A 20,308-nucleotide genomic window follows, 5' to 3' on the forward strand; every position below is an offset into this window, starting at 1 on the left:
CGCCCATAGAAGGCGCCGTCCCGCCGCCTGGTTGATCGCGGCGTGCGTCACCTCCGTACTACGCATCACCCGTCGCCACACGAAGGGCTCCACCACCATGCGTATCGGCATCGACGTCGGTGGGACCAACACCGACGCCGTCCTGATCGGGTACGACGACCGCGTGCTCGCGGCCGCCAAGTCACCGACCACCCCCGACATCACCGCCGGCATCACCGCCGCGGTCCGGACCCTGGACCCGCCGGTCGAATCCGTCACCGCGGTGATGATCGGCACCACCCACTTCCTCAACGCGCTCGTCGAGGGCGCCCGGCTCACCCCCGTCGCGGCCGTGCGTCTGGGCCTGCCCGCCACCGCCGCGCTGCCGCCCATGGCGGACTGGCCCGCCCGGCAGCGGGCCGCCGTCGCCGGGCACGGCTATCTCTGCCACGGCGGGCGCGAGTTCGACGGGAGGCCGCTGTCCCCGCTCGACCCGGAGGAGCTGAAGCGCACGGCGGCCGACATCGCCGCGCGCGGACTCACCTCGGTCGCCGTGTCGTCGGTGTTCTCGCCGGTGGCGGAGACCGACGAACGGCTCGCCGCCGGGATCCTGCGCGCCGAGCTCGGCGAGGGCGTGCATCTCTCGCTCTCGCACGATCTGGGCCGGGTCGGTCTCCTCGCGCGGGAGAACGCCACGATCATCAACGCGTCGCTGCGGGACCTGGCCACCGTCATCGTGGAGTCGTTCGGCAAGGCGCTGGCCGAGATGTCGCTCACGGCGCCGTTCTTCCTCTCGCAGAACGACGGGACGCTGATGGACGCCGACTTCGCGCGTACGTGCCCCGTGGCGACGTTCGCGTCGGGGCCCACCAACTCGATGCGGGGCGCGGCCCTCCTCTCCGGGCTCGGCGACTGCGCGGTCGTCGACGTGGGCGGCACCACGGCCGACATCGGCATCCTCACCGGGGGGTTTCCGCGCGAGGCGGCCGGCGAGAGCCAGGCCGCGGGCATCCGGGTCAACTTCCGTACGCCCGACGTGCTTTCGCTCGGCATCGGCGGCGGGTCCCTGGTGTCGGAGGGCGGCGGCACCGGCCCGCGGTCGGTGGGCCACCGGCTCACCCGCGATGCCCTCGTCTTCGGCGGTACGCGGCTGACGGCGACGGATCTGGCGGTGGCCGCGGGCCTGGCCGACATCGGCGACAGGGCTCGTGTCGCCCATCTGGACCCGGAGTTCACCGGGCGGGCCCTGGAGCGCGTCGCCGGGCGGCTCGCCGAGGGCGTCGACCGGATGCGGACCTCGGCGGCGCCGCTCGCGGTGGTCGCGGTCGGCGGCGGCTCCGTCCTGGTGCCCGAGCCCTTACCCGGCTTCGCCGATGTGCGAAGGCCCGCGCACTTCGACGTGGCCAACGCGGTGGGCGCGGCGATCGCCCAGGTCGGCGGCGAGGTCGACCGGGTCTTCCGCGTCCCCGACGGACGCAGGGACGCGGTGCTCGCCGGGGCCCGCGACGAGGCACTCGGGCGTGCCCTTGACGCCGGGGCGCTCCCCGGCAGCGTCCGTGTCGTGGACGTCGAGGAGGTGCCGCTGGCCTATCTGCCCGGCGGTGCGACGCGTATCCGCGTCAAGGCGGTGGGGGATCTCGATCTGGAGCGCGTCCCGGGCTGCTCCGGCCCCTCCTGGTGCGACGCCGGAGCGGTCCGCGATGCATGAGATCACCCTCGGCAACCTCGACGACATCGCCCGCGGCTCGGGCATCCTCGGCACGGGCGGCGGCGGCGACCCCTACATCGGCAAACTGCTCGCCCGTGAGGCGATCCGCGCGCACGGGCCCGTCCGGCTCGTCCGCATCGACGAGGTCGACGCCGACGCGACCGTCGTCCCCGTATCGGGCATGGGCGCACCCACCGTCCTCCTGGAGCGCGTGCCCAACGGCCGGGAGGACCTGGCGGCGCTGCGGGCCCTGGAGAGACACATCGGCCGCCGGGCCACGCACCTGGTCCCGCTGGAGGTCGGCGGGGTCAACTCGATGCTGCCGATCGCGTGCGCCGCGCGGACCGGGCTTCCGCTCGTGGACGGGGACGCGATGGGGCGGGCGTTCCCGGAGGCGCAGATGGTGCTGCCGGGCCTGGCCGGGATCACCATCTCGCCGATGGCGCTGGCCGACGACAAGGGCAACACGGTCGTCGTCGAGGCCGTCGACAACCACGCGGCCGAGCGCATCGCGCGCGCGGTGTGCGTGGAGCTCGGCTGCCAGATCAGCTGCGCGGACACCGTGCTGCGCGGCGACCAGCTCGCCGACGGCCTGGTGCCCGCCACGCTCACGCTCGCCGGGCGGCTCGGCGCGGCGGTGCGTGAGGCGCGGGCCGCGCACGGCGATCCGGTGGCGGCGGTGCGCGCGATGCTCGGGGGCATCCCGCTCCTGACGGGCAAGGTGGTCGACGTCATCCGCCGTACGGAGGGCGGCTTCGCGCGCGGGAGCGCCCGCATCGAGGGGACGCAGGACGACGCGGGCCGGGGGGTCGAACTCGGCTTTCAGAACGAGCACTTGCTCGCCACGCGCGACGGGGTGACCGTCGCGACCACGCCCGACCTGATCTGTGTCCTGGACAGCGAGACCGGTGACCCGGTGACCACGGAGGGCCTGCGCTACGGGCTGCGCGTCAGCGTCTTCGCCGCCCGCTGCGACCCGCGCTGGACCACCCAGGCCGGGCTCGCCCTGGCCGGTCCCCGCTGCTTCGGATACGAGGTGGACTACCTGCCCTTCGGCTCTTCGGCCCCCTGATCCCGCGCCGCGGCGGGCGGTCGCAGTGTGATCGTCCGCCGCGTGTGCTGCGCCACCGCGTCGCGGGAGTAGAGGAGCGGGAAGGAACCGTCGGCGGCCCAGCTCGCGAACAGGTCGTCGTAGTGCGGGCTGCCCGGAACGCCGGACTGTCCCGGCGAGTTCATCGCCACGGAGTCGTCCCAGGAGCCGACGTCCACCACGATCCGGAAGGTGGCCCCCGCGGTCTGCCGGAACCCCGGCCCGTAGGCGGCGGCGCCCACGGTGTCCCCGCTGCCGCCGCGCGGCGCGGGGCCCACGGACGCCCAGTCCGGGGCGGGCCCGTCGAGCAGGGCGGCGACGGGGTGCTGCGGACGGGCGTGGTGCAGGGCGCCCCAGGACCAGGCGGCCGGGTCGGCCCCCAGGAGCCCGGTGAGTTCATCGACGGCCGCTTCGAGCGTCCCGAGCAGCAGCGCGGGATCCGGGTCGCCCTCCAGCAGCTCCAGATCGACGCGGGCGTCCGCCGCCGCGTCCTCCACGGGAAGGACCCGCGCCAGAGCTTGCTCCCGCTGCTCCTCCCCCACGATCCCCTCGAGGGCCCGCGCCAGGAGGGCGGGCCGCAGGTGCCTGCGGTACCAGACCTCGAAGAGCGCGGCGGCCGGGGACCCGGGGGTGAGACGGGCGTCCCAGTCACGCAGCAGCGCAAGGGCGGTGGCACTCGCCCCCTGCCCCTCCTCAAGGCCGGCAAGCAGCCGCTGCACCCGCCGGCCCGGCAGGCTCACGTAGTCCGTCTGAAGGCGGACGCAGTCTTGGACCGTCCAGTCCGTGCGGGCGCCCAGTTCCTCCGTGATGCGGTCGTGGCGGGTCGGTGCGTACCAGTCGTACGTGACGGTCTTCTGCGCGTTCGGGTACGCGGGCGGCAGGTTCAGCTGGTTGGCCGTGGCGAACCAGCCCTCGGACGGGTCGCGGACCGAGGGGAGTTCCTCCACGTCCAGGAAGCCGGCCCATTCGTAGCGGCCGTCGCCCGGTACGGGCAGGGTGCCGTCCCAGCCGGGGCGCACCGGGACGCGGCCCGCGGGGCGCCAGCCGATCGTGCCGTCGGGGGACGCGTAGACCTGGTTCTCGCCGGGGGCTCCCCAGCGGCGCATCGCCGTGACGAACGCGTCGGGGTCCGCCGCCCGCATGTAGTCCATGCTGCCCAGGTAGGGGGCCATGCCGGGATCCAGCCAGGCCGCACGGACCGCGAACGCGGCGTTCTTGCCGGGCAGTTCGCGGATCACCGGGCCGTGGCGCGTGAACCACAGGTCGGCCCGGACCGCCTCGCCGCCGCGCACCGGGACCGACTCCGTGACGCGCGTCATCGGCTCCCAGCGGTTCTCGTACCAGTACTCGTGCGGGTTCGCCGGGTTCGTGCGGTAGACGTACAGGTCCTCCTGGTCGATCGGGAAGATCGTCAGGCCGAAGGCGACCCGGCCGTTGTGTCCCACGGAGATGCCGGGCAGGGCAGGTTCACCCGCCCCGATGACGTCGATGCCCGGCGCCGAGAGGTGCGCGAGGTAGCGCAGCGCGGGCAGGGTGATCCCGCGGTGCGGATCGTTGGCCAGAAGCGGTCGCCCCGTGGCCGTACGGGACGGGGCGATGACCCAGTTGTTGGAGCCGTCCAGGCCCTGGCGGGGCGCCTGGCCCGCCGCCCACGGGGGCGTGGTGGCCATCTCGTACACACGCAGGACGTCGGAGGGGATGACGGACAGGTCGAGCCCCTCGGGGACGCGCAGGCGGTGCGGGGCGGGCTCGCGGCGGCGGCGCAGGTCCTCCGCGTCCGGGCCGTGCTCGCGCAGGGTGAGGGCGCGCGCGACCTCGTCGCGGAGGTTGTACTGCAGGCCGTGGCTGCGGATGCGGGCCACGTCGGACGGCTGCCAGTACGAGGGCTCGTAGGCCAGGAGGGCGAATTCGGGCGGGAGCAGCGTCGCGTCCGCGCGGCACAGCGTCACGTACGCGTTGATGCCGTGGACGAAGGCCGTCGTCACCCGCTCCGTGTCGTCGCCGTACGCGCACCACTCCTGCGCCATGTCCCCGCGGTAGAGGAACAGCCGTGCCGCGCGGTCGTGTTCGGCGTACCGCTCCCCCAGCACCTCGGCGAGCAGGCCGAGTCCGCGGCGCCGCCAGAGGTCCAGCTGGAAGAGGCGGTCGCGGGCGGCGTTGAACCCCTGGGCCAGGAAGAGGTCGTCCCGGGACTCCGCGTACAGATGCGGGACGCCCCACCGGTCGATGCGGATCTCCACGGGTTCCTGGAGTCCCGGCACCTCGAAGAGGTCGCTGTCCGTCATCGGGTCTCCTTCACCGCGGCTTGTGCCGCATGCTCGCGGGGTACGGCCGGTCCCGGACCCGGCGCAAGAGCGACGACCGCCAGCAGCACGGCAAGATTGGCGGCGAGCGCGATGATGCCGCCGTTCACCCCGTGGTACGGGTCGTTGTCGGTGGCCCACAGCGCGGTCATCACCGCGAGCCCGGTGAGCATTCCGGCGACGGCGGCCCGCGCGGTCAGCCGCCGCCAGAACAGGGCGAGCAGCACGACGGGCACCAGCTGCGCAAGGCCCTCGTAGGACAGGACGGAAAGCTCCACCAGGGTGTTGGGGTAGAAGAGGCTGCCCGCCAGCGCGATCAACCCGGCCACGACACACACCAGTTGGGAGAGCCGCTTGGTGCGCATGTCGTCGGCGTCGCCCGGCTTCCCCGGCACCCGGCCGCGCGCCCGCGGATCGGCGCCGTTGCCGCCGCCGAGAATCGTGCGGCCCCACAGCGTGCCGATGGAGAGCATGAAGACGCTCATCGGCACGATCGCCGAGAGCGCGCCCGCGACGCCGATCAGCGCCACGACGGGTGAGGGCAGGGAGTCGGTGACGAGGCTGAAGAGGGCCAGGTCGGGGTTGCCCAGGGTCGGCATCACGAACAGCGCCGTGGCGCCGACGATCATCGGGACGAACAGGAGCAGTTGGTACCACGGCAGGAGCAGCGCGTTGCGGCGCAGGGCGTTGGGGCTCTTCGCGCTGAGGTAGCCGGCGACGGTGGTCGGGAAGATGGTGATCGTCACGGCGTTGAGGACCACGGTGCTCAGGAACCACATGGCGTTGCGCCCGCCGGACTCATGACCGGGGAAGGTCAGCCACTCGGGCTTCTCGGTCACCATGCGCTGCATGAACTCGCCGACCCCGCCGAGGTAGTGCATGGGGATGTACACGGCGAGGAACACCACGGCGACGATCACCAGCATGTCCTTGAGGGCGCTCACCCACGCCGAGCCGCGAAGCCCTGACACGAGGATGAACACCTCGGCCACGACGAAGGAGATCACGGCGGCGACCTTCAGATCGACGCTGCCGTACGTCATCGCGTTCACGACGACGCCCATGCCCTGGATCTGCACCTGGATGTAGGGGACGATGAAGACCGTCGCGACGACGGCCACGAGCATCCCCACCGGGCGCGAGCGGAACCGGAATTCGGCGATGTCCGCGATGGAGATGAGGCCGTGCCGGCTCGCGTACGTCCACAGGGCGGGGCCGACGACGTAGGCGACGGCGAAGCCGACGGTCAGGTAGGCGACGAGGTAGAGGATCGGCGCGCCGAAGGAGTACGACCAGCCCGCGGTGCCGAGGAACGAGAAGCTCGTGTACGTCTCGCCGGCCATGAGCAGCCAGATGAACAGGACGCCGAGTCCGCGGCTGGAGACGGACCACTCGGCGAGGCCCTTGGACCGGCCGCGGGCGCTCCACAGGCCGATGCCGATGGTGGCGGCCATCGCGAGCCCGAAGATGGTGGTCGCGACGGCTGCTGAGCCGTTCATCGGCGGCCTCCTTCGGTGTCGGTGCCGGGGAGGCCGTCGGGGAAGCTGCCCGGAAGGTCGTCCGCCGGGATCGGTTCGACGGCGTTCGCGCGGTAGGCCGGGTCGAGCCGGGCGGCGAGCCAGATCACCAGGGGGCTGATCACCGTGGCGGCGATGACCCAGGCCAGCAGGAAGGGGACGCCCAGGATGCGCGGCTCGATGCGGTTGGCCACGAAGGGGGCGGCGCCGTAGAGCAGGACGGGGACCAGGAGCAGACAGAGGGAGGGGCGGGCCACGCCTCTGAGGGTGGGGAGGCCGTCCAGGGGCGAGTCCGCGGGGTCCGGTGGACTGTGCTCGCCGCTGTCTTCGGCTGTGGGTGGCATGGGGGGAGCTCCTTGGGGGCGGAGGGGAGGGTCGTACGGAGGGGGCGTGGCGGATCGGACGAAGGGGGTCGTGGCGGTTCAGTGGCGGATCAGACGGAGGGGTCGTAGCGGCCGTCGACCGCGGTCCAGCCCCCGTCGACGCTCAGCACGGTGCCGGTGACGAAGGTGGAGGCGTCCGACACGAGATAGGCGACGGCACCGGCGAGTTCGTCGGCGCGCGCCCACCGCTTGAGCGCGGAGGCCTGTGCGTAGGCGTCGAACCATGCGGGGTCGGCGGCGATCTGGTCGGTGAGCGGAGTCCGCACGACGCCGGGCGCGACGGCGTTGAACCGCACGCCCCGGGGCCCCCACTCCGCGGCGGCGGTCCGCAGCAACTGGACGAGGCCCGCCTTGGACGCGGCGTACGGCCCCTGTCCCGGCTCCACCTGGAAGGCCCGCATGGAGGCGAAGCCGACCACGCTTCCCCGGCCGCGCTCGGCCATGCCCGGGGCGACGGCCTGGATGAGCGTGAGGTAGGAACGCAGGTTCAGCGCGATGACGCGGTCGAACTCGTCGAGGCCGTAGTCGGCGATGCGCTTGCGCACATTGGCCCCGACGGTGACGACAAGCCCGTCGAGCGCTCCCCACGCGGCGACGGCGGTGCGTACGGCGTCGGGGTCGAGGACGTCCAGGGGGTGGGCGACGGCGGTCCCGATGCCGGACGCCTGGCCGCCCTCCCCCGTCGCGAGGGCCACCGTCTCGGCCGCCCCCTGCGCGTCCCGGTCGGCGACGACGACGTGCGCGCCCTGGGCAGCCAGCGCGCGGGCGGCCTCACGGCCGATGCCGCTCGCACCGCCGACGACCGCGACGCGGCGCCCGTCGAGCCGGAACAGATTGCCGTAGTCCATGGTGATGATGCCTCTCTTGCCGGAGCTCAGGGGCTGGTGTGACGCGTGTCCGCCCTAGGGCCTGATGACCGCCATCCGGGTCACCGTCAGTTCCTCGATGGCGAACCTGGGGCCCTCGCGGCCGATGCCGGAGTCCTTGACGCCGCCGTACGGGGCGATGTCGCTGCGGTAGCCGGGGACTTCGTTGACCACCACACCGCCGGCCTCCAGGCGGTCCACGGCTTCGAGCGCGGCCCGCAGGCCCTTGGTGTAGACGGCCGCGTGCAGGCCGTAGCGGCTCGCGTTGACCACGTCGTACGCGGTGTCCAGATCCGGCACCGTGCGCAGGCAGACGACCGGCCCGAAGATCTCCTCGTCCCAGGCGGGTTCGCCGTCCGGGACCTCGGCGAGCAGGGTCGGGGCGACGCACCGGCCGCCCGCGTCGCGCACTCCCCCCGCCACGAGGCGCGCCCCGGCCGCCCGTGCCCGATCCACCCAGTCGAGCACCCGCGCCGTGGCCGCCTCGTCGATGAGCGCCGAGACGCGGGTCGCCGGGTCGCGGGGGTCGCCGACCACCACGTCGGGCAGCCGCTCCATGAGCCGCTTCTCGAACTCCTGCGCGACCGCGGCCACCACGACGACCCGCTGCACGGAGATGCAGGCCTGGCCCGACGCGTAGAACCCGCCCCGCACCACCGCGTCGGCCGCCGCGTCGAGATCGGCGTCCGCGGCCACGACGAGCGCCGCGTTGGAGCCGAGTTCGAGGACCACCTTGCGGGGTGCGGCGTCCCGCGCGATGCGGTGGCCCACGCCCGCGGACCCGGTGAAGGAGACCGCGGCGACCTCCGGGTGCGTGGTGAGCGTACGGCCGACTTCCGCGTCCCCCGTGACGAGTTGCACCGCTGCGGCGGGCGCGCCCGCCGCCACGAGTTGCTCGCGCACGAGATGGACGAGCCGCAAGGTGGCGAGCGGTGTCGCGGGGGCGGGCTTGACGATCACCGGGCAGCCCGCGGCGAGCGCCGGTGCGATCTTGTGGGAGGCCAGAAGGACCGGGTAGTTGAAGCCCGCGATGCCGACGACGACCCCGACGGGCCGCCGCGTCCAGAAGCCGAGGAGTCCCTCCCCGGACGGCTGCACGTCCAGCGGCACGGTCTCCCCGTGCAGATGGGCCACCTCGTCGGCCGCCGCCTGCCAGGTGGCCACGGCCCGCTGCATCTCGACCCCGCAGTCGACCCGCGGCTTCCCGGTCTCCAGGACGAGCAGGTCCACGAGGTCGGGCGCCGCTTCGGCGAGCGTCGCCGCGACCCCGGCGAGCACCTTCCTCCGCACTCCCGCGCTCAGCCCGCCGACCCGCACACGGATCGCCGCGGCATGCCCGACGGCCCGCCCCGCGAGGTCTGCGTCGCCGACCGGCGCCACGGCGATCTCGGTGCCGTCGTACGGGAAGAGGACCGCCTTACCGGCGGGCGCGGCCACCCAGCCGTCTCCTACGGGCAGCCCTTCGGGGCAGGTCATCGCGCACCTCCGGCGCCGGTCAGGAACGCGCGGGCCGCGGCGGCGTAGACGCGCGTGTACTCGACGATCTCGCGCACCTCGACGAACTCGTCCTTCTGGTGGGCGATCCACTTGCCGCCGGGGCCGTAGACGACGGTCGGCAGGCCGGCGTCGCGGGTGAGGATCGTGCCGTCCGTGGTGCCGGGCACGGCTCCGAACGGCGGTGGAGTGCCGTGCACTTGGCGGTGCCCGTCGACGAGGGCGGCGACCACCGGGTGGTCCTCGGCGATCTCGACGGCGGGCCGGTCGTCGACGACGGTGAGTCGCACGCCCACTCCCTGGCTCCCGGCCGCCACGACCGCGAACTCCCGCACCTTGCCGATGAGTTCGGTGTGATCGGTGCCGGGAATCGTGCGGACGTCGACGCCGACGATCCCGTGCGCGGGGATGACGTTGAGCTGGTCCGGGTCGCCGCCGTGCAGGACGGTCGGCGTGACCGTCACGCTTCCGGCGTGCGGGTGCGTGCCGTACCGCTTCAGGGCCCAGTCCTGCACGCGGCCGAGCGCTTCCACGACGCGTGCCCCGGCAACGATCGGGCTCCTGGCCTCCTGCGGCATGGCGCCGTGGGCCATCACCCCGTCGAGATCGAGCCGCAGCCGGATGCCACCACGGGCACTGGTGCACACCTCGTACCCCTCGGGCTCGCAGACGATGACCCCGTCCACCTCGCGCGCGAGCGGTGTGGCGGCGAACGCCTTCGCGCCGAGCATCAGCCCTTCCTCGTCGCACAGCACCCCGAGGACGACGCGGCCGGGAAAGGGGCCCGCGAGTTGCAGGGCCCGCACCGCGTAAATCATCGCGGCGACGCCGGACTTCATGTCGGCGGAGCCGCGCCCCCACAGCTTGCCGTCCCGGATCTCGGCGCCGTAGGGATCGACGCTCCAGTCCCCGGGATCGCCCTCCGTGACGACGTCGATGTGCCCTTCGAACATCAGGGTCGGGCCGTTGCCGCCCCCGCCCTCGACGACCGCGACGGTGTTGGGCCGCCCTGGCGCGACCTCCGCCACGTCGTACGTCCAGCCGAACTCGGTGAAGAGCCGGGCGACGAGATCGGCGGCGGGCTGCTCGACCACGGTGGCCCCGGCCGCGTTGACGGTACGCAGCCGGACCAGATCCCGGGTGAAGGAGACAACGGTGTCCGGGTCGACGGGCAGATCGGCGGCGGGCGCGCTTGAGCCGGTGTGACGTGAGCCGGTGTGCATGCAACCTCCAAGTCGGCCGACCACGAGGCCAGTCGACTGGTCAGACCAGTTGAGTTCCCGTACTCTGCCTCCACGTTCCTGGCCGGGTCAACCACCAGATCTTGTTTCCCGCGCCGGTATCCGCACCGATGCCCGCGTCGGTGTCCGCGTCGGCATCCGCACCGATGTCCGCGCCGGTGTCCCGCGACACCGCGTGTCAGCTACGTACCGTGGAGGGGGCGGGCCGATGGCCGCCGACGACAGCGACCTGTTCCGGCCGGTCACACCGGTCCGCGCCTATCAGCGGGTGGCGGAGCAGATCGAGGAGCGCATCCTCAGCGGTGATCTGCCGCCCGGTGCACGGCTGCCCGCCGAGCGCGAACTGGTCAACCGCTTCGGCGTGGGCCGCTCGACGGTCCGCGAGGCACTGCGCGTGCTCCAGTCGGCGGGCCTGATCCGCTCGCGCCCCGGCGATCCGCTGGGCGCCGAGGTGCTCGGCGTCTCCCCGGACAATCTCAGCCAGGCCCTGGGCCGCCTCACCCGCTCCAGCGTGGCGACGCTCGGCGAACTGGTGCAGTTCCGCATGGTCCTCGACGCCGAGAGCAACCGCCTGGCGGCACGTCTGCACGGCGCGGACGACCTGGCCAGGATGCGCGAGCAGATCACCCGCATGGAAGCACTCAGCGGCGACGGCGGCCCGGCGGCCCTGCACGCGTTCAGCGAGGCCGACGCGCTCTTCCACCGGGCGATCGCCGAGGCCAGCGGCAATTCCCTCCTCGGCCTGTGCGCACGCGCGGTGCACGAGGCGGTGGTGGAGGTCATCGAGAAGAAGATCGCGGGCGTCGCGGACACGACGGCCTGGATGGAGCGCTCCATAGCCCATCACCGCGAGGTCCTCGCGGCGATCACCGCGGGCGACGGGCCCCTCGCCGCCCGCCTGGGCCGCACCGCGCTGCACGAGTACTACGCCGCGCATGTGGAGCCGGAGACACGGCAGATGCTGGCGGCCTCGGTCGAGGACCACTGACCCTCTCCGGCGGGCGTCAGCCCCTGAACCCCGGCGAAAGCCCGAGCCGCCCCTCCAGCTGCTGCAACAACTCCCCGAGCAGTGAACTGAGTTGCCCCTGCCCGTCCGCGTCGAGACCGGCGAGGACCACGGTCTCGTAGGCGAGCTGGTCGGGCAGGAGCGAGTCGACCAGAGCGCGGCCTTTGCCGGTCAGGCTCACGTGCGAGACACGGCGGTCACGGGTGTCGGCGCGCCGGTCGACCAGGTCGCGCTCCTGGAGCTGCTTGAGCCGCTTGGTGACGGCGGCCCCCGACGAGAAGGTCTCCCGGGCCAGTTCGCCGGGGGTCAGCTCATGGCCGGTACGGCGCAGCGCGCCGAGGAGGTCGAACTCGGGACGGGTCAGGCCGACGCGGCGCAGCGGGGCGTCCTCGGCCTGTTGCAGGAGAGCCGCACAGCGGTTGATGCGGCCGATGACCTCCATCGGCCCGGTGTCGATGTCCGGCCGCACCGCCTGCCACTGCCGCACGACGGCGGCGACGGTGTCGCGGGGCACGGCGCCGGGAACGCCGCCCGCCGCGCCCGCGGAACCGCCCTCGGCACCGTCTCCCGCGCGGGCCGCGGCGTGTGCCGCCGTGTCCCGTTCGCTCCCGTTGCTCATGTGCCCCTGTCCTCGCCCTTCCGCGCTGCCCGGCCGGTCATGCCCGTACGCGCCCGCCGTGCCGCATGCCGCGTACCGTCGCCGCGAGCGTACGGTGTCCTGCCTGCTCGGCGGCCATCACCCGCTGGTCCGGCAGGGCGCGCTGCCACCATTCGCCCGCCGCCGCGTCATGGGCGGTGCGCAGATCGACCAGGGCGGCGGTCAGGCCGCGGCGTGCCGGGCGCAGGGCGGCAGCCGTGGGGAGCGGGGCCGCCAGGGCCTGTTCGGCGCGGGCGCGGGCCCGGTCCGTGGCGTCGATGGCCAGCTCGATGTGGTCGGCGGCGCGCCGGTTGGTGACGGCGATCGCCGCGACGACGCCGAGCAGCGCGCCCACGAAGGTGTCCACGACCCGGTCCAGGATGAGGTCGCCCGGCTGCTGGATGCGCGCGAACTCGGTGACGAGGAGGGCCATCGGCGTGACGCACACGCTGCCGAGCCAGTAGTTGCGGCCGATCAGCGCCTCCGCACCGAAGGCGAGCGCCAGGCAGCAGACGATGAGCGCGGCGTGGCTGAGGTGGGCCAGCGGGGCGATGGCGGCGAAGGCGAGCACTCCGACGAGGTTGCCGACCACGCGCTGCACTCCCCTGTTCCAGGTGAGCGTGACGTTGGCCTGGTAGAGCGAGGCCGCGGTGACCAGGGCCCAGTAGGGGCGGCCGACGCCGAGCGCGAGGGACGCGTATCCCGCGAGCGCGCAGCCGACGGCCGTGCGCAGCGCGATGGGCAGCAGCGGCGATCCGGGGCCAAGGCGCCGCCACAGGGCGCCCTTCGGGGAGCGGGCCGCCAGCTCCGCCTCCACCCCGAGGAGTTCGTCGTCCTCGCCGGGCCGTACGTCTGCGGGGCGGGGCACCGCGCCGGTGCCGCGCAGTCCCGCCGCCAGGGAGCGCAGCTGGGCGGGGTCGGCCGCCGCGGGTGCCGCCAGGGCGTCCTCGGCGCGGATCACCAGGCGCTCCAGGGCGCGGCGCGCCGCCGTGCGGGCGCCGGTGGCCAGCAGTGACTGCCAGGCCGCGTGGACGGCCGCCGCCGCTGCGGGGCGGGCGCGCTCGCGGTCGGGCCCCTCGGCCTCGGCGTACGCGGCGGCCGCGTGCAGGGCCCGTGCGGTGGCGCGGCGTTCGGGGCCGTGCGGGCGCACCAGGGCGGGGGCCATGCCGACCAGCCAGGCGATGGCGCCCGCGCCGAGCGTGAGGGCGAGGTGGCCGGGGACCTGCCCGATGGCCTGCGGCGCGAAGAGGGTGGCGGAGCTGATGAAGGTGAAGATCAGGTGGCCGGGCGGGCCGATGCGGGTCGCGTCGCAGAGCGTCTTCTGGGCGGCGGCGAGCAGCGCTCCGACGGCCACGAGCACCGCGGCCGATGTGGTGAGCGAGGCGGCGACCATGGCGATGCCGACGCTGGCCAGCATGCCCGCGACGACGCCGGCGAGAGCGCGGGCCCTTGCGGCGTAGGGGAGGTTGTGGGTGTAGAGCGCGCAGAACGATCCGGCCATCGTGTACATGACGAGATCGAGCCGGCCGAGCGCCAGGAGCGTCAGGTTCGGTATCGCGGTGGCGACGACCACGCTCGACGCGGGCTTGAACCAGATGTCGGACGGCCTGCCCGGACGCAGCACACCGGCGAGCGGGAGCCGGCGGGCACGTGAGGGGCCGGAGGGGCGTGAGGGGCGGGGCGGAGAGGGTGGCGCACTGCTCATACCAAGAACATTAGCAAGTGTTTTACTCGAAAACGATTTACCTCGGAAGTCTCCTCCGTCACGCCGCGTCCGCTCCCTCCGCGCTCCCCGCGTACACCCGTGCGCTCGCGTACGACTCGCCGTACGAGGGCATCGACCCGACGACACCGTCGATCGGGGAGGTGCGCGGTGCACGGACCGGCGCAGGCCGGCTGGCTGCTCGTCGCGCTGTGCGCGGCGACCGGGTCCTACTGTCTGCTGCGGATGCGCAGCAGGGTCGAGGAACAGCGCCGGGCGGCCGGCGGCGAGGCGGTCATGGGCTTCGGCATGGCCTTGATGGCCCTGCCCGCGGCCGTCCTCGCCCCGCCGCGATGGGTCTGGCTGGGGTACGCGGCCGTGTTCGGCGCGGCGGCGCTGCGCGCCCTGTGGGCGGCCCGGCGCCATCGCCATCACCTGCATCACCTGGTCGGCGCCTGCGCCATGGTCTACATGGCGGCGGCCATGACCGCGACGCCCGCCGCCCACACGGGCCACGGCGGCGGCGGTACACCGGCCCTGACCGGCGCGCTGCTGCTGTACTTCGCCGGGTACGTGCTGTGGTCGGGGGTCCGCCTCCTGCCCGTACCGACGCCGGCGCTCGCGGCGGCGGAGCGTGGCGGTGGCGGCACGGTCACGGGATGGGGCGACCGCACGGAGCTTGCGATGGCGTGCCGGCTCTCCATGGGCATCGCCATGATCGCGATGCTCCTCACGCTGTAGAACGCCGCAGGGCGGCACGGAAGAACCGGAACCGGGGCCTCACGGGGCCGTAACGGGTGATATCCCGGTGATCGACCGTGGCGTGCGTCACTTGAGGCGATAGGCCATACCCTCCGGGAGCGCCGCCCTCATAGTCTTGACACATGTTGCTCCCCGTTGCGCTGTTGCTGCTGGGCGCCCTCACCGCCGTCGTCGCCCCGCGCCTCCTCGCGCGCGCCGACTGGCCGGAGCGCGAACCGGTGGTCGCGCTGTGGGCATGGCAGTGCGTCGTGGCGGGTGTGCTGATGTGCTGCGCCCTGTCGATGACCCTGAGCGCCGCCGCCGCGTGGCAGGCCGTGCGCGGCCACGTCTTCGCTCCCGCGCCGCACGACGTGGTCGACGCGTACGCCCTGGGGGCGGGCGGCTCCTGGGCGCCCGCGACCGCCGTGGCACTGGCCCTGGGCGGCGTATGGACCGCGGCGATGCTGACCCGCGAGATCGCCAGGGCGCGCGCCAGGCGCCGCAAGCGGCGCAGCGAACTCCTGCTGCGCGCACCGCTGTTGCCCGGCGAGGAGCCCGGCGCCGACCGACTCGTGGTCCTGGAGGGCGAGCGCCCCGACGCCTGGTGGCTGCCGGGCACGGCGCCCCAACTGGTCATCACCACCGCCGCGTTGCGCCGCCTGAAGGGCCGCCAGCTGGATGCGGTGCTCGCCCATGAGCAGGGGCACGCCCAGGCGCGGCACGACTGGCTCCTGCACTGCTCGGGCGCGCTGGCCACGGGATTCCCGCAGGTGCCGGTGTTCGCCGCGTTCCGGGACGAGATGCACCGCCTGGTCGAGCTGGCCGCCGACGACGTGGCCTCGCGCCGCTTCGGGCGCCTGACGATCGCCCTCGCGCTGATCGAGCTCAACGAAGACCGGGGCGTGTTCGGCCCCTGCCCCACCCCGCAGGCACACGTACCGCAGCGGGTGCACCGCCTGCTGTCCGCACGCCCGCGCCTCACCGCTGCCCGCCGCCTGCGCCTGACGGCAGCCGCGGCCCTGGTGCCGGTGATCCCGCTCCTGGTGACCTTCGTGCCGGGGCTGCGCGCGCTGGGCTAGAGAGCCTTTGGCCGGGGCGGCAGGATTCGCCCCCGCCGGATCGGGCACCGGGATGGTTTCCGTGGCCGTCCGTCGGCGAGGATCACTGCATGCACTCCGCCGCACCGCTCGACTCGCCGCCCAGCCCGCCACGCCGGGAGAAACCCCGCGCAGCGCTCGCCGCCGCGCTCCTGTGCGTCCCCTCGCTCCTGCTGGTCCTCCTGGTCGAGGTGGAGTGGCGTCCGCTGCGCAGCCTCGACGGCGACATCGCGCGCACCACGCACGGCTGGGCCGTCGCGCACGACGGCCTCACGCAGACCAGCCGCATCCTGACCGACTGGGTGTGGGACCCGTGGACGATGCGCGCGCTGATCACCGTGGCCGTGCTGTGGCTCGCCTTCCGCGGCGCCTACCGGCTCGCGCTGTGGCTCGCGGTCACCTGCGCGGCGGGCACCCTGGTGCAGCAGGGACTCAAGGCGGCGGTCGACAAGCCGCGCCCCGTGTGGCCGGACCCGGTGGACTCCGCGCACTTCGCCGCCTTCCCCTCGGGGCACGCCATGACGGCGACGGTCGTCTGCGGGCTGCTCCTGTGGCTCCTGCGCGTGTACGGCGCGGGGCCCGCCCTGTGGCGCACGGGGGTGACGCTCGCCGTGGTCTCCGTCGCCGGGGTCGGCGTGACCCGGATCTGGAACGGCGTGCACTGGCCTTCGGACGTCGTCGGCGGCTGGCTGCTCGGCGCGCTCGCGGTGGCCCTGGCCATCGCCACCTACACCGACCGGCCGGGCACCCGCACGGCGGCCGACCCCGCGTAACCGGCCTGCGGCCGGGCGCACTTGACCGTCCCCGAGCCCGTCACGGAGGATCCGGCTCATGACGATCAAGGCCACGCTCTTCGACTTCTCCGGGACCCTGTTCCGCATCGAGTCCACCGCGGCCTGGCTGCGCGCGGTGCTCGAAGAGGCCCGGCTCTCGCTCCCCGACGCAGAGATCGAGCGCCTGACGGCCGCCCTCGACCGGGCGGGAGCGCTGCCGGGCGGGGCGCACCCCACCGTCGTACCCGACCGGCTCGCCGGGGCGTGGGCCCAGCGCGACCGCAGCGCGGCACAGCACCGCGCCGCGTTCACGGGCCTCTCGCGCGAGGTCACGCTGCCCGATCCGCGCCTGCACGACGCCCTGTACGAGCGCCACATGCAGCCCGCGGCCTGGCGCCCCTACGCCGACGCGGCCGAGGTCCTCGCCGGGCTCCGCGAGCGGGGCATCCGCATCGCCGTGATCAGCAACATCGGGTGGGATCCGCGCCCCGTCTTCCGCGCCCACGGCCTCGATCCGTACGTCGACGCCTACACCCTGTCCTACGAGCACGAGATCCAGAAGCCGGACCCCCGCCTGTTCGCCCGCGCCTGCGGGGAACTCGGCGTCGATCCGGCGGACACGCTGATGGTGGGCGACGACCGGCGCACGGACGCCGGGGCCGCCGCCGCCGGCTGCGCCGTGCACTTCGTGGACCACCTGCCCCTCGACCGCAGGCCGGACGCGCTGCGCCCCGTCCTCGGCCTCGTCGACAAGAGCTGAGAGCCGACAAGAGACGGCAGAGGGGTCCGGGGCGCCCGGCCCCGCAGGACGGGCGGTCTACGAGCGGTATCCCTCGACCTCGGCTGCGGGGCGCACCCGGGCCTCGTCGGGGTTCTCGCCGAACTCGGCTTTCGCGCGCCGCTGGCGCAGCAGGTCCCAGCAGCGGTCAAGCTCGCGTTCGATCGCGCCGAGCCTCGCACGCTCCGTCGCCACGTCGATCGCGCCCGACGCCAGGGATTCCCGCAGCGTCCGCTCGTCGTCGACCATCGACGCGATCCGGGACAGAATCTGCTCTTGGTTTATCTCAGTACGCCTCCTCGGCCCCCCGGCCCACTGTAAGGAGGGTTCGGCCGATCGGCACCCGTGAGCAGGCAACACTCCCCCGCGGTGTTGCCTGCCCCGGGTCGCACCCGGCCAGCTGCCCGTGGAGGGACCTGACCGGCGACACGCTGAGTATACTGGCTGTGAGCCAGTCAACGCAGGAGTTACAGGATGTCCCCGCGTAGCGCATCGGTCAATGAAGAGTTGCGAAGGCGTTCCAGGGAACGACTCCTGCAGGCCACGGTCGAGTTGGTGAGCGAGCGCGGCTATGAGGCGACGACACTCGGCGACATCGCCGACCGCGCGGGTTCGGCCCGCGGCCTCGTCTCGTACTACTTCCCCGGCAAGCGCCAGCTCCTGCAATCGGCCGTGCACCGCCTGATGCACCGGACGCTGGAGACCGCCCTCGACCGGGAGCCGCGCACCGCCGACGGCGAGGAACGCCTGGCCCGTGCCATCGACGCGATCCTGGGCCTGGCGAGGGACCAGCCCCTCCTCATGCGCACGCACATGGCGGGGATTCTCCAGGCGGACGGGTTCGTGCGCTGCCCGGAGCAGCAGCAGCTGGCCGAACTGCTGCGCGACACCGTCGTACGGCACGGGTCGCTCGATGTGGACACCGACTATCCGCTGCTGCGCGCGCTGCTCATGGGCGCGGTCTTCGCGGTACTGCTTCCGGGGGCGCCGATGCCGCAGGGCACGCTGCGGGCCGAGCTGTTCCAGCGGTACGGGCTCGCGTGGGAGCTGGGCGTCCCGCCGGGCGACGAGCCGCCCGGCGGGACGCATGAGCGGGCGGACGACCAGGCCGCGCAGGAGACGCGGTCCGATCGGCGGTCCACCCGCCCGACGTAGTCCGGTCAGTCGAAGTAGTCCGGCTGGGTCTGGACGTTGAGCTCACCGACGCGGACCCGCTCGGCGGGATCCGTCCGCTTGTCGTCGATCTTCAGGACGTCGAAGCCCTTGGCGATGTCGTTGGAGTAGATGTAGCCGTTGTAGTAGTACGCCGACCACGAGCCGCCCACCTGGATCGCGTCCGTGCTGAGGGGGCCGCGCTCGAAGTAGCCGATCTCCTTGGGCTTCGAGGAGTTGGTGAAGTCCCAGACGGAGACGCCGCCCTGGTACCACGCCTGGACCATCAGGTCCTTGCCCTTGACCGGGATCAGCGAGCCGTTGTGGGCCACGCAGTTCTCGGTCGCGGCCTGGTGGCGCGGGATCTTGTAGTAGCTCTTGAAGACCAGCTTGCGGTGGTCGCCCTTGCCCCTGACCTCGTAGATGCCGTTGGCGCCGCGCTCCGGGCCGGTTGCCTCGTCGCAGGTGGCGCCGCCACCGCCGCCGAGCTCATCGGTGAAGACGACCTTGTTCGCCTTCTGGTTGAAGGTCGCCGAGTGCCAGAACGCGAAGTTCTTGTTGTCCTGGACCTGGTCGATGACCTTGGGCTTCTCGGGGTTCTTGATGGAGAAGAGGATGCCGTCGCCCATGCAGGCGCCGGCCGCGAGGTCCTCGGAGGGCAGCACGGTGATGTCGTGGCAGCCGGTGGTCTTGGAGACGCCGGGGTTGGTGGGACCGCCGGGGTTGCCGCCGCCGTCGGGGCCCTCACCCGGGAACAGCACGGGGAAGTCGACGACCGCCGCCTTCTGCGGGGCCTTGCGCGGCACCTTGATGACGGAGATGCCGTCGTGCGGCGGCTGGCAGTCCGGGAACGTCGCGCTCGGGGAGTACGAGGAGACGTACACGTAGACGTTCTTCTTCTCCGGCACCAGGGTGTGGGTGTGCGAGCCGCAGGCGGTCTCGACGGCGGAGACGTACTTCGGGTTGGCCTTGTCGCTGATGTCGAAGACCTTCATGCCCTCCCACGAGGACTTCTCGGTCGCGGGCTGCGTGGTGCTGTTGCAGGAGCTGTCGCTGCGCGAGGAGTCGGTGGAGAGGAAGAGCAGGTTCCCGGAGACGGAGATGTCGTTCTGCGAGCCGGGGCACAGGACCTGGGAGACGGTCCGGGGCTTCTTCGGATTGCTGATGTCGTAGATGCGGAAGCCGTCGTAATTGCCCGCGAAGGCGTACTTCCCCTGGAAGGCCAGGTCGGTGTTGAACCCGGGCAGGGCGTCCTTGGGGATGTTGGCGAGATGTTTGATGTTGTCCGAGTGGACGATCTCGTCCGGCGCGGGTATCTCGCCGCTCTTGACGTCGGCCTTCGCGTCGGCGGCGTCGCTCTTCGAGACACTCTTGGGCGCGGCCGGTGAATCGCCCGGGTCGGGCGTCGCTCCGGCGGGCGCCGCGCTGAACAGGGCGGCAATCAGGCCGAGCGCGGCCGCCCCGACGCCGAGGCGTCTGCGCCGAGTTCGGGCGTTGTTCAACAGGGTCACTGCGTCCTCCCTTGTCGCCGTTCGTAGTTGAACGGGTCACGACACCCCGCAGTATCGTGCTCCTCATGCACAGATCAACAGATGGCAACGCACCTGTAATGAAAGTTTTTGATCAATCACGCTCGTAAGCGTGCTAGGACGGTCCTCAACTCCCCCGCGCGCCACAGGAGGCAGCCGTGCACCACCGTCGTACGCCCGCCGTCGCCGTGTTCCTCACGGCCGCCGTTCTCGCGCTCGGCGCCTGCGATTCAGGAGGCTCCGACTCCGGTCCGCAGCCGGAGAAGAAGGCGGCGCCCGGCCCTTCGGTGATCGCTCCGGGCAAGCCGGGCG

At 73.1% G+C, this 20,308-nt stretch carries 18 protein-coding genes; 8 read left to right on the forward strand and 10 right to left on the reverse strand.

The genetic code is table 11. The annotated features are described in order from the left end of the window. Both ACQKIP_RS16955 and ACQKIP_RS16960 read left to right on the forward strand, forming a co-directional pair. Positions 1 to 1,687: hydantoinase/oxoprolinase N-terminal domain-containing protein (locus tag ACQKIP_RS16955; RefSeq protein ID WP_427743320.1), on the forward strand; the 1,687-nt coding region annotated here is incomplete at its 5' end. Then, positions 1,680 to 2,759 carry a DUF917 domain-containing protein gene (locus ACQKIP_RS16960; RefSeq protein WP_365862478.1) on the forward strand — a complete coding sequence of 360 codons (1,080 nt, stop codon included), beginning with the start codon at positions 1,680 to 1,682 and terminating at the stop codon, positions 2,757 to 2,759. The genes ACQKIP_RS16955 and ACQKIP_RS16960, both read left to right, overlap by 8 nt. Here ACQKIP_RS16960 and ACQKIP_RS16965 read toward each other — a convergent pair. The 6 genes from ACQKIP_RS16965 to ACQKIP_RS16990 form a co-directional block, all read right to left on the reverse strand. Beyond that, positions 2,729 to 5,062: a penicillin acylase family protein gene (locus ACQKIP_RS16965; protein WP_365862476.1), complete on the reverse strand. Its 2,334-nt coding sequence runs from the start codon at positions 5,060 to 5,062 to the stop codon at positions 2,729 to 2,731. The two genes, ACQKIP_RS16960 and ACQKIP_RS16965, sit on opposite strands and share 31 nt — an antisense overlap. Continuing rightward, positions 5,059 to 6,579: a sodium:solute symporter family protein gene (locus ACQKIP_RS16970; protein ID WP_365862475.1), complete on the reverse strand. Its 1,521-nt coding sequence runs from the start codon at positions 6,577 to 6,579 to the stop codon at positions 5,059 to 5,061. Before ACQKIP_RS16970 ends, ACQKIP_RS16965 begins: the two co-directional genes overlap by 4 nt. Further along, positions 6,576 to 6,941 (reverse strand): DUF3311 domain-containing protein, encoded by a 366-nt coding sequence (locus ACQKIP_RS16975; RefSeq protein ID WP_365862474.1) that lies wholly within the window; start codon positions 6,939 to 6,941, stop codon positions 6,576 to 6,578. The genes ACQKIP_RS16970 and ACQKIP_RS16975 overlap by 4 nt, the downstream gene beginning before the upstream one ends. Positions 6,942 to 7,030: 89 nt before the next feature. After that, a complete protein-coding gene (locus ACQKIP_RS16980; RefSeq protein ID WP_365862473.1) occupies positions 7,031 to 7,828 on the reverse strand; it encodes an SDR family NAD(P)-dependent oxidoreductase in 798 nt (265 codons plus the stop codon). A gap of 54 nt (positions 7,829 to 7,882) precedes the next feature. Beyond that, positions 7,883 to 9,322, reverse strand: a complete 1,440-nt coding sequence (locus ACQKIP_RS16985; RefSeq protein WP_365862472.1) for an aldehyde dehydrogenase family protein — start codon at positions 9,320 to 9,322, stop codon at positions 7,883 to 7,885. Beyond that, a complete protein-coding gene (locus ACQKIP_RS16990; protein ID WP_365862470.1) occupies positions 9,319 to 10,563 on the reverse strand; it encodes a M20 family metallopeptidase in 1,245 nt (414 codons plus the stop codon). Before ACQKIP_RS16990 ends, ACQKIP_RS16985 begins: the two co-directional genes overlap by 4 nt. Positions 10,564 to 10,789: 226 nt before the next feature. Here ACQKIP_RS16990 and ACQKIP_RS16995 point away from each other — a divergent pair, with 226 nt between their 5' ends. Next, complete coding sequence (locus ACQKIP_RS16995) at positions 10,790 to 11,569, forward strand: FadR/GntR family transcriptional regulator (RefSeq protein WP_365862469.1); 780 nt, start codon at positions 10,790 to 10,792, stop codon at positions 11,567 to 11,569. 16 nt (positions 11,570 to 11,585) lie between these two features. Here ACQKIP_RS16995 and ACQKIP_RS17000 read toward each other — a convergent pair whose 3' ends face one another. Then, positions 11,586 to 12,206 (reverse strand): MarR family winged helix-turn-helix transcriptional regulator, encoded by a 621-nt coding sequence (locus ACQKIP_RS17000; protein WP_365862467.1) that lies wholly within the window; start codon positions 12,204 to 12,206, stop codon positions 11,586 to 11,588. A gap of 37 nt (positions 12,207 to 12,243) precedes the next feature. Next, on the reverse strand, positions 12,244 to 13,929 hold the full coding sequence (locus ACQKIP_RS17005; RefSeq protein WP_365862465.1) for an FUSC family protein: 1,686 nt from the start codon (positions 13,927 to 13,929) through the stop codon (positions 12,244 to 12,246). Between the two features lie 168 nt (positions 13,930 to 14,097). On the opposite strand from ACQKIP_RS17005, the gene ACQKIP_RS17010 reads away from it, so the two are divergent. The 4 genes from ACQKIP_RS17010 (at position 14,098) to ACQKIP_RS17025 (ending at position 17,297) form a co-directional block, all read left to right on the forward strand. Next, positions 14,098 to 14,667, forward strand: coding sequence for a DUF5134 domain-containing protein (locus ACQKIP_RS17010; protein WP_365862464.1), 570 nt, complete (start codon positions 14,098 to 14,100; stop codon positions 14,665 to 14,667). 143 nt (positions 14,668 to 14,810) lie between these two features. After that, on the forward strand, positions 14,811 to 15,746 hold the full coding sequence (locus ACQKIP_RS17015; RefSeq protein ID WP_365862462.1) for a M56 family metallopeptidase: 936 nt from the start codon (positions 14,811 to 14,813) through the stop codon (positions 15,744 to 15,746). An 89-nt stretch (positions 15,747 to 15,835) separates the two neighbouring features. Next, entirely contained in the window at positions 15,836 to 16,537 is a 702-nt protein-coding gene (locus ACQKIP_RS17020) for a phosphatase PAP2 family protein (protein WP_365862460.1), read from the forward strand. 58 nt (positions 16,538 to 16,595) lie between these two features. Next, positions 16,596 to 17,297 (forward strand): HAD family hydrolase, encoded by a 702-nt coding sequence (locus ACQKIP_RS17025; RefSeq protein ID WP_365862459.1) that lies wholly within the window; start codon positions 16,596 to 16,598, stop codon positions 17,295 to 17,297. 57 nt (positions 17,298 to 17,354) lie between these two features. On the opposite strand, the gene ACQKIP_RS17030 is transcribed toward ACQKIP_RS17025, so the two are convergent. Next, positions 17,355 to 17,600: a DUF2630 family protein gene (locus ACQKIP_RS17030; protein WP_365862563.1), complete on the reverse strand. Its 246-nt coding sequence runs from the start codon at positions 17,598 to 17,600 to the stop codon at positions 17,355 to 17,357. 189 nt (positions 17,601 to 17,789) lie between these two features. On the opposite strand from ACQKIP_RS17030, the gene ACQKIP_RS17035 reads away from it, so the two are divergent. Continuing rightward, the gene (locus ACQKIP_RS17035; protein WP_365862457.1) at positions 17,790 to 18,470 is read left to right on the forward strand and encodes a TetR/AcrR family transcriptional regulator; all 681 of its coding nucleotides are present in this window, start codon (positions 17,790 to 17,792) and stop codon (positions 18,468 to 18,470) included. A gap of 5 nt (positions 18,471 to 18,475) precedes the next feature. Here ACQKIP_RS17035 and ACQKIP_RS17040 read toward each other — a convergent pair whose 3' ends face one another. Next, positions 18,476 to 19,978, reverse strand: coding sequence for an LVIVD repeat-containing protein (locus ACQKIP_RS17040; protein WP_365862455.1), 1,503 nt, complete (start codon positions 19,976 to 19,978; stop codon positions 18,476 to 18,478). Positions 19,979 to 20,308: the final 330 nt, after the last annotated feature.

Origin of the sequence: Streptomyces sp. NPDC059900, from assembly GCF_050270335.1 — a bacterium.
GTDB lineage: Bacteria > Actinomycetota > Actinomycetes > Streptomycetales > Streptomycetaceae > Streptomyces.